This window comes from Undibacterium sp. YM2, assembly GCF_009937975.1.
Lineage (GTDB): Bacteria > Pseudomonadota > Gammaproteobacteria > Burkholderiales > Burkholderiaceae_D > Undibacterium.
Genome location: NZ_AP018441.1, coordinates 6477874 through 6484812, shown reverse-complemented (window position 1 = coordinate 6484812; position 6939 = coordinate 6477874). Strand labels below are relative to the sequence as shown.

The 6939-nt window shown below is 51.7% G+C and carries 8 protein-coding genes; 5 read left to right on the top strand and 3 right to left on the bottom strand.

The genetic code is table 11. The features are described 5' to 3' along the window. Nucleotides 1-281 precede the first annotated feature (281 nt). The 5 genes from rpmH to mnmE all read left to right on the top strand — a co-directional run bounded on the left by rpmH (nt 282) and on the right by mnmE (nt 4580). Nucleotides 282-416 (top strand): 50S ribosomal protein L34, encoded by a 135-nt coding sequence (gene rpmH, locus UNDYM_RS29685; protein WP_061535510.1) that lies wholly within the window; start codon nt 282-284, stop codon nt 414-416. A gap of 39 nt (nt 417-455) precedes the next feature. Next, entirely contained in the window at nt 456-890 is a 435-nt protein-coding gene (gene rnpA, locus UNDYM_RS29680) for a ribonuclease P protein component (protein WP_162044375.1), read from the top strand. A 20-nt stretch (nt 891-910) separates the two neighbouring features. After that, nucleotides 911-1207: a membrane protein insertion efficiency factor YidD gene (yidD, locus tag UNDYM_RS29675; RefSeq protein ID WP_162044374.1), complete on the top strand. Its 297-nt coding sequence runs from the start codon at nt 911-913 to the stop codon at nt 1205-1207. A 9-nt stretch (nt 1208-1216) separates the two neighbouring features. Continuing rightward, on the top strand, nt 1217-2890 hold the full coding sequence (gene yidC, locus UNDYM_RS29670; protein WP_162044373.1) for a membrane protein insertase YidC: 1674 nt from the start codon (nt 1217-1219) through the stop codon (nt 2888-2890). A 283-nt stretch (nt 2891-3173) separates the two neighbouring features. Then, entirely contained in the window at nt 3174-4580 is a 1407-nt protein-coding gene (gene mnmE, locus UNDYM_RS29665) for a tRNA uridine-5-carboxymethylaminomethyl(34) synthesis GTPase MnmE (RefSeq protein WP_162044372.1), read from the top strand. Between the two features lie 37 nt (nt 4581-4617). On the opposite strand, the gene UNDYM_RS29660 is transcribed toward mnmE, so the two are convergent. Genes UNDYM_RS29660 through UNDYM_RS29650 form a run of 3 tightly spaced genes read right to left on the bottom strand, consistent with a single transcriptional unit; the run spans nt 4618 to nt 6891 of the window. After that, a complete protein-coding gene (locus UNDYM_RS29660) occupies nt 4618-5352 on the bottom strand; it encodes a DUF6058 family natural product biosynthesis protein (RefSeq protein WP_162044371.1) in 735 nt (244 codons plus the stop codon). Beyond that, nucleotides 5345-5689, bottom strand: a complete 345-nt coding sequence (locus UNDYM_RS29655; protein WP_162044370.1) for an antibiotic biosynthesis monooxygenase — start codon at nt 5687-5689, stop codon at nt 5345-5347. The genes UNDYM_RS29660 and UNDYM_RS29655 overlap by 8 nt, the downstream gene beginning before the upstream one ends. Further along, on the bottom strand, nt 5686-6891 hold the full coding sequence (locus UNDYM_RS29650) for a cytochrome P450 (protein WP_162044369.1): 1206 nt from the start codon (nt 6889-6891) through the stop codon (nt 5686-5688). Before UNDYM_RS29650 ends, UNDYM_RS29655 begins: the two co-directional genes overlap by 4 nt. Nucleotides 6892-6939 lie beyond the last annotated feature (48 nt).

Below are 6939 nucleotides of genomic sequence, written 5' to 3'. Positions count from 1 at the left end.
TTGCATTGCACCAATAGTTGTGCCTGGATTGATTAAAATTTGCGCTAAGTGATTGACACGCAAAGCAAAAATGGTGTCTAATTCAGGGTTCCCTACCCCTCTTTTATTGGTGCGGCTTTAATTATCAGTTTTTTTGATGGATTGACGCTTCACACCATGAGCAGCGGTTTTGGGGCAGTAAAGGCGAAAGGCCTGACGAAAATGTGCAAGCCGAAGTCGCACCCAAGACAGCCTTTATCCGTAATTCCGATTTTTTTTATTGCTCAAATAGCGAGACCAACATGAAACGTACTTACCAACCTTCCGTCGTTCGCCGCAAGCGCACTCACGGTTTCCGCGCACGCATGGCAACCCGCGGTGGCCGCGCTGTTCTGAACGCACGTCGCGCCAAAGGCCGTAAACGCCTGGCAGCTTGATTATCAGTTCATTGATCTGCGCAGCCTTGCTGAATTCGCATGATCAATAATATAACTGAGCCAGTTCAGGCAGGTGCAGGCGGCGCAGATTTTGCCCGCGTCAGGCGCATCGTTAAAACGGATGAGTTTTCATCCGTTTTTCGTTTGCGCCCCGTGCAAAAGACGGCGCATTTTGTGCTCTACACCAGAAGCAATGATTTGCCGCATGCCCGTCTGGGTGTGGTGGCCGCCAAGCGTTTTGCGCCACGTGCAGTGACGCGCAATACCATCAAGCGTGTCACCCGCGAGATATTTCGCCATTCAGCCTTGCTGAATGTGGATTGCATCGTGCGGCTGTCCCGCCCTGTTAACAGCAAGGCGGGGCCGGCAACGACCGCCCAGCTCAAGCGTGAGCTCAGGGCGGAAATCTTGCGTCTGTTTGCGGCACCGGCTTGTGCGCCTGCCAGTCATAAGTCACCTGTAAGTAGTACATAAGCGAACTTAGGGCCTATGAGATGAAAACCCTGCTGCTCCTGTTGCTCAGATTTTATAAACTGGCAATTAGTCCTATGTTGGGGCAGAACTGTCGTTTTTATCCCAGTTGCTCTGAATATGCGGCAGAGGCTATCAAAATACACGGTGCTGCCAAGGGTAGCCTGCTGGCAGGCAAGCGCTTGTGCAAATGCCATCCCTGGCACCCCGGTGGCGTGGATAACGTGCCGCCCGCTAGTGAAAAATCGCAAACCACCCCCACATCTGCCCAGTGCTGCCATGATGGCAAGCACACTGGACATTCTTCTCCCCTTTCCTGACATACACAAATGGATATCAAACGTACCGTCCTGTGGGTAATTTTCTCTTTCGCGCTGATCATGCTCTGGAATGGTTGGGGCGTGTATAGCGGCAAGCCGTCTATCTTTGCCCCGCCACCACCGAAAGTGGCCAGTGCTTCTGCTTCAGCCAGCGCTTCTGCCAGTAATACTGCCAGTGCCTCCGGTGCAGCGGGCAGTGCAAGTGCCGTGGCTGCTGCGGCAACAGCGGGTACAGATGCTGCCCCTGTCATCAAGAGCGAAACCATCACCATCACTACTGATGTCATCAAGGCAGATATTGATACCATCGGTGGCGAGCTCAAAAAGCTGGAATTGCTGAAGCATAAAGATGGCACAGACCATACAAAAAACATGGTTCTGTTCGATAACTCGGCCAAACGTACTTATCTGGCGCAGACTGGTTTGCTGGGTGGCCCTTTCCCTAACCACAAATCCGGCTTCATCGCCAGGCCAGGTGTCCGCACCCTGGAAGGTGGTAACCAGGTACAACTGGTACTGGATGCCGAGCAAGGTGGTGTCAAGCTGACCAAGACTTATACCTTCAAAAAAGGGGAGTACCTGATCGATGTGCGTCATGATGTGAGCAATACTGGCACGGCAGCAGTCACGCCATCTCTGTATCTGCAACTGTTACATGACGGCACCAAGCCTGAAAGTGGCGGCATGTTCTCTGGCAGCGGTGAATTCTATGCGCCAGCTGTATATACAGAAGCAGAAAAATTCCAGAAACTGGATTTTGAAAAAATCGCCAAGGGTACTGACGGCCATGCCAAAGCATCGGACAATGGCTGGGTAGCGATGTTGCAGCATTTCTTTGTGTCTTCTTTCATCCCGCAAGACAAGGTCAAGCGCGAAATTTTCACGAAACAGGTTGATACCAATCTGTATGCAGTAGGTAATGTCTTGCCTATGGGCACGGTCGCACCAGGCGCAACCGTCAGCATGAATGCGCATCTGTATTCCGGCCCGCAAGAATCTGCGAAGCTGGAAGCAATTGCCCCTGGCTTTGAACTGGTCAAGGACTATGGTGTATTGACTATCATCGCCAAGCCTTTGTTCTGGGTCATGGAACAAATCCACAAAATGCTGGGTAACTGGGGCTGGACTATCGTGGTCTTCACGATCGCGATCAAACTGGCTTTGTTCCCCTTGTCGGCTGCCGGTTATCGCAGTATGGCAAAAATGAAGGTGGTGACACCGAAGATGCAGGCTGTGCGTGAACGTTTCAAAAACGATCCGCAAAAAATGAACCAGGCCATGATGGAGTTGTACAAAACCGAGAAAATCAATCCTCTCGGTGGCTGCTTCCCTATCCTGATACAGATGCCTATCTTTTTGGCGCTGTACTGGGTCTTGCAAGCCAGCGTGGAAATGCGCGGCGCACCATGGGTGGGCTGGATCACCGATCTGACTTCTCCTGACCCTTGGTATATTTTGCCTGTGGTGTATGCGATTTCCATGTTCATCACAACCAAGCTGAACCCGGCCCCGGCTGATCCAGTGCAGGCGAAGATGATGATGTTCATGCCACTGGCATTCTCGGTCATGTTCTTCTTCTTCCCGTCTGGTTTGGTATTGTATTGGGTGGTGAACAATATCTTGTCGATTGCACAGCAATGGGTCATCAACAATAAATTGATACCGCCAGAGCATAAGGCTTAAGCGTCAAGATTGAGCAAATGAGAAAGCCCGCAAGTTTGCTTGCGGGCTTTTTTGTTTTTTGCAAAGACATGCTCCAACGGAGGTTGATCTAGCTCGTAGGTTGGGCTACGCCTTATCAGCCCAACACTCAGCTTCAACATTCGTATACGTTAATTACACGCCCAGTGTTGGGCTGATACCCCGTAGCCCAACCTACGATATTCATAACGCCCTGTCGCATTTCCGTCACAAACCCACAGACTAATTTGCACTCATAGTGTGCAAGCACAGATAGAATTTCAACATGATCTACGAACCCATTCCCATCGCTGCCATTGCCACCGCCCCAGGGCGTGGTGGCATAGGTGTAGTGCGCATTTCCGGCAAGGACCTTGCGCCTGTCGTCACTGCCTTGTTTGGCACTACCCAATTCAAGCCACGTCATGCCAGTTACCTGCCGTTTACCCAGGCGGATGGCACGGTCATTGACCAGGGCATAGCGATTTATTTCAAGGCACCGCATTCTTATACCGGTGAAGATGTGCTGGAACTGCAAGGCCATGGCGGCCCGGTCGTCATGCAAATGCTGCTGTCACGCTGCCTGGAAGCAGGCAAGGATGCAGGTTTGCGGCTGGCGGAACCGGGTGAATTTACCCAGCGTGCCTTCTTGAATGACAAGCTGGACCTGGCGCAGGCTGAAGCCGTGTCTGATCTGATCGAGGCATCGACTGAGGCGGCAGCCAAATCGGCATCGCAATCGCTGTCCGGCGCTTTTTCCAAAGTTATTCATGCACTGGTAGAAAAAGTCGTGCACTTGCGCATGCTGGTGGAGGCGACACTAGATTTTCCGGAAGAAGAAATCGACTTCCTCGAAAAATCGAATGCCCGCGGCCAGTTGGCGACGATACAAACTGCCTTGCAAAAAGTGTTTGAGCAGGCAGCCCAGGGGGCCTTGTTGCGCGCCGGTTTGAATGTGGTACTGGCAGGCCAGCCTAATGTCGGCAAATCATCTTTGCTCAATGTTTTGGCTGGTGATGACGTCGCTATAGTTACGCCCATCGCTGGCACTACCCGCGACAAGGTGACCGAGACTATCCATATCGAAGGCATACCCCTCAACATCATCGATACTGCAGGCATACGCCATGAGCATGATGAAGTTGAAGAAGGCCAGGTCGCCAATGCCATTGATACGGTAGAACGCATAGGCATAGAACGCACCTGGGCAGAAGTGGAAAAGGCCGATGTCATCCTGCATTTGCTTGATGCCAGCCGCGGCCCTACCCGTGCTGACGATGCCATCGTTGCCCGCTTCCCGGAAGGCGTACCAGTCATACGTATCTGGAACAAAATAGATTTGTCCGGCCACCATGCCAGCGTTGATGAAATGTCAGATGCGACGCATATTTATCTGTCCGCACATGAACACATAGGCATAGATTTGCTGCGCAAGGAATTGCTGCGCATTGCCGGTTGGGAGCAGACAGGTGAGTCGCTGTACCTGGCACGTGAACGCCACTTGATCGCCCTCAAGCATGCGCATGAACATCTGCAAAACGCAGCAGAATACGCAGCGCAAAATGACCAATCACTGGATTTGTTTGCTGAAGAACTGCGTTTGACGCAAGACCGCCTGAACAGCATCACGGGTGAATTTACGTCTGACGATTTGCTGGGTGTGATTTTCTCGCGATTCTGTATAGGTAAATAAGAAATAGGGCAGGTAGGACGGACAACTTGCCCATCATTTATGCCGCCATGGCAGCTAGCAGGCGTGGCCGTAAATCATCCACCAACCGTTTGCGGCTGCAACGCGGATATTCTGCTGGTGAAAACCACATAGCGGCTTCTGCAAAAGCATCAACAACAGGCAGCAATGCTTTTGCTTCGGCAGAAGTAAAATTTTCCTTGTTGCCATTGTCGCTAAGATGGGCGAGTTTTTCCTGCAGTATTTCTTTACGCACTATCGCTGACACAGAAACAGGATGGGTGACACAAAGGCCAAAGGTGCCCAGTAAAAAATGCTGCCATGAAAATTCTGCGCGTTGCATGAGGCCAGAAACTATAGGTTGGTCGTCGGCAGTAAAACAATCCTCCAGACGCCATGTGGTGTGGTGCATCTCGGTCAGCGCAGCAATGAAGTCCCTGATGAAATTTTCTTTCAGGATAGCTGGTGCGGCATCTCGCCCATGCTGGTCGATAAGCTGCAGTACTTGCGTATGCCAGATGACATTGGCCGGATGAAAATAAGCGCCAGCGCTGGTATTGACTGCATCCATCTCACCAAAAACAGCAGACAGGATTTTTGCATTGTCAGTGACGACGTAGGACGGTGCAGCTAATAGCTGTGCCTGTATCAGCGCCTCAATATCAGTCTCTTTGCATAGGCAGGCAACAGCAAACTGTGCTTTGTTCAAGTAGTGTTTTTTCAGGTAAAGATCAAGCGCTGACATGGTGAGTTCCTGATGAGTTTGATTAGCCATGTACATGGCGGCTGTCTGCCGGTGCCTGTTCACGTTCCAGCAAACCATAGTCGCGTACTACCGATGCGATGCGCAGACGATAGTCTGCAAAGACGTGACCGCGCCCTTGCGACTGTGCTGCCCGGTGTTCTTCGGTATTGCGCCAGATGGCGACTGCTGCTTCATCACGCCAGAATGACAGGGACAAAATCTTGCCGGGATCAACCAGGCTCTGGAAACGTTCTATGGAAATAAAGCCATCCATCTCCCTGAGTAAAGGTGCAAGCCTTGCTGCGATATCCAGGTATTCCTGCCTGTTTTCTGCATGCGGGATGACTTCAAAAATCACGGCTATCATGGGGTCTCCTGATTTTGTATGTTGTGGGTAAAAACGGGAATGCGGCCATTCAGTGAAGGCCGGTATGTCCAGCGCAGTACAGAGAAATCAAATGCAGGCATATTCAGCAAGTGATGCAGACAACTGGTTGTGATTTGTTCTGCAATGTGCTGACCAGGGCAGGCGTGGCGACCGTGGCCAAAAGTGAAAACTTTTCTGTCTGGCCTGCTCAGCTGCAAGGCATCAGGATCAGGATTGACTTCCGCATCTCGATTGGCAGCCGCCAGCAAGACGACGATGACATCGCCTGCTTGCAGGTTTTGACCAGCGATTTCGCAAGCCTGAGTGACGAAGCGTCTGGTGTTTTGTACCGATGCGTCATGGCGTGCCACCTCGGCTATCAGTTGGTTTAATTTTTGTGGCAAGTCAGCCCCAGCCTCACGCAGGCTTTTCAGTATGTCAGAGTGAGTTTGCAATGCGGTGAGGCTGTTGCCAGCCAGGCCGGCAGTGGCTTCGTAAGTTTGCGACAGCAAGCCTATGAGGTTGGACAAAATGCCGTCAGCATGCTGCCAGCCACATAGCTCAGCTTCGTTTTGCAAGCCTGCCAAAAATCCGTCTGGCTTTGCCTGGCTGTCTTGCAGCATTTGGCGGAAGCTATTTTGCAAAGCTTTGGCCGCCGCATGTGCAGTGTCAATTTGTTCTGTTGTACTCAAGGGAGAAAGGCAGCGCACGAAATCGGCCATCCAGTTTGCCAGATCGGGCAAAGCATCTTCTTCAAATCCCAATACATTGCCCATGACATGAACGGGTAAATTGAACAGATATTGCGTCAGCCCGTTTCCGGTAGTGAGATCATATTTGCTGGCGAGCTCGGCAGCATGCTGGCGCGTATACGCTGTTATGCCAGACAAATCGAGCTTGCTTAGCGAGCTTTGTATGACTTGTTTTGGCACTGCATGCGCCTGGCCTTCATTCATGCGTACCAGATGTGAAAATATTTCTCCCGCTGTGCCACCCGCAATATTGCGCGGCACGGGTTCTGTCACCGGCCTGACGGCGCAAGCGGGGGATTCCAGCACTTGCTGCACGACGGCAGCCCGGCTGGCAATCCAGCATTTGAGTTCGGTATCAAAAACCAGCGCCGGCCCTGCACGCAGGCTGGCGTAATACGGATAGGGATCTGGATGGCAAGCGGCATTCAGGATAGAGATTTTCTGTGTCATGGCAAGCTTGATGCTAAGTTTGGTAGCTAAGTAATGAAACGCAGTATA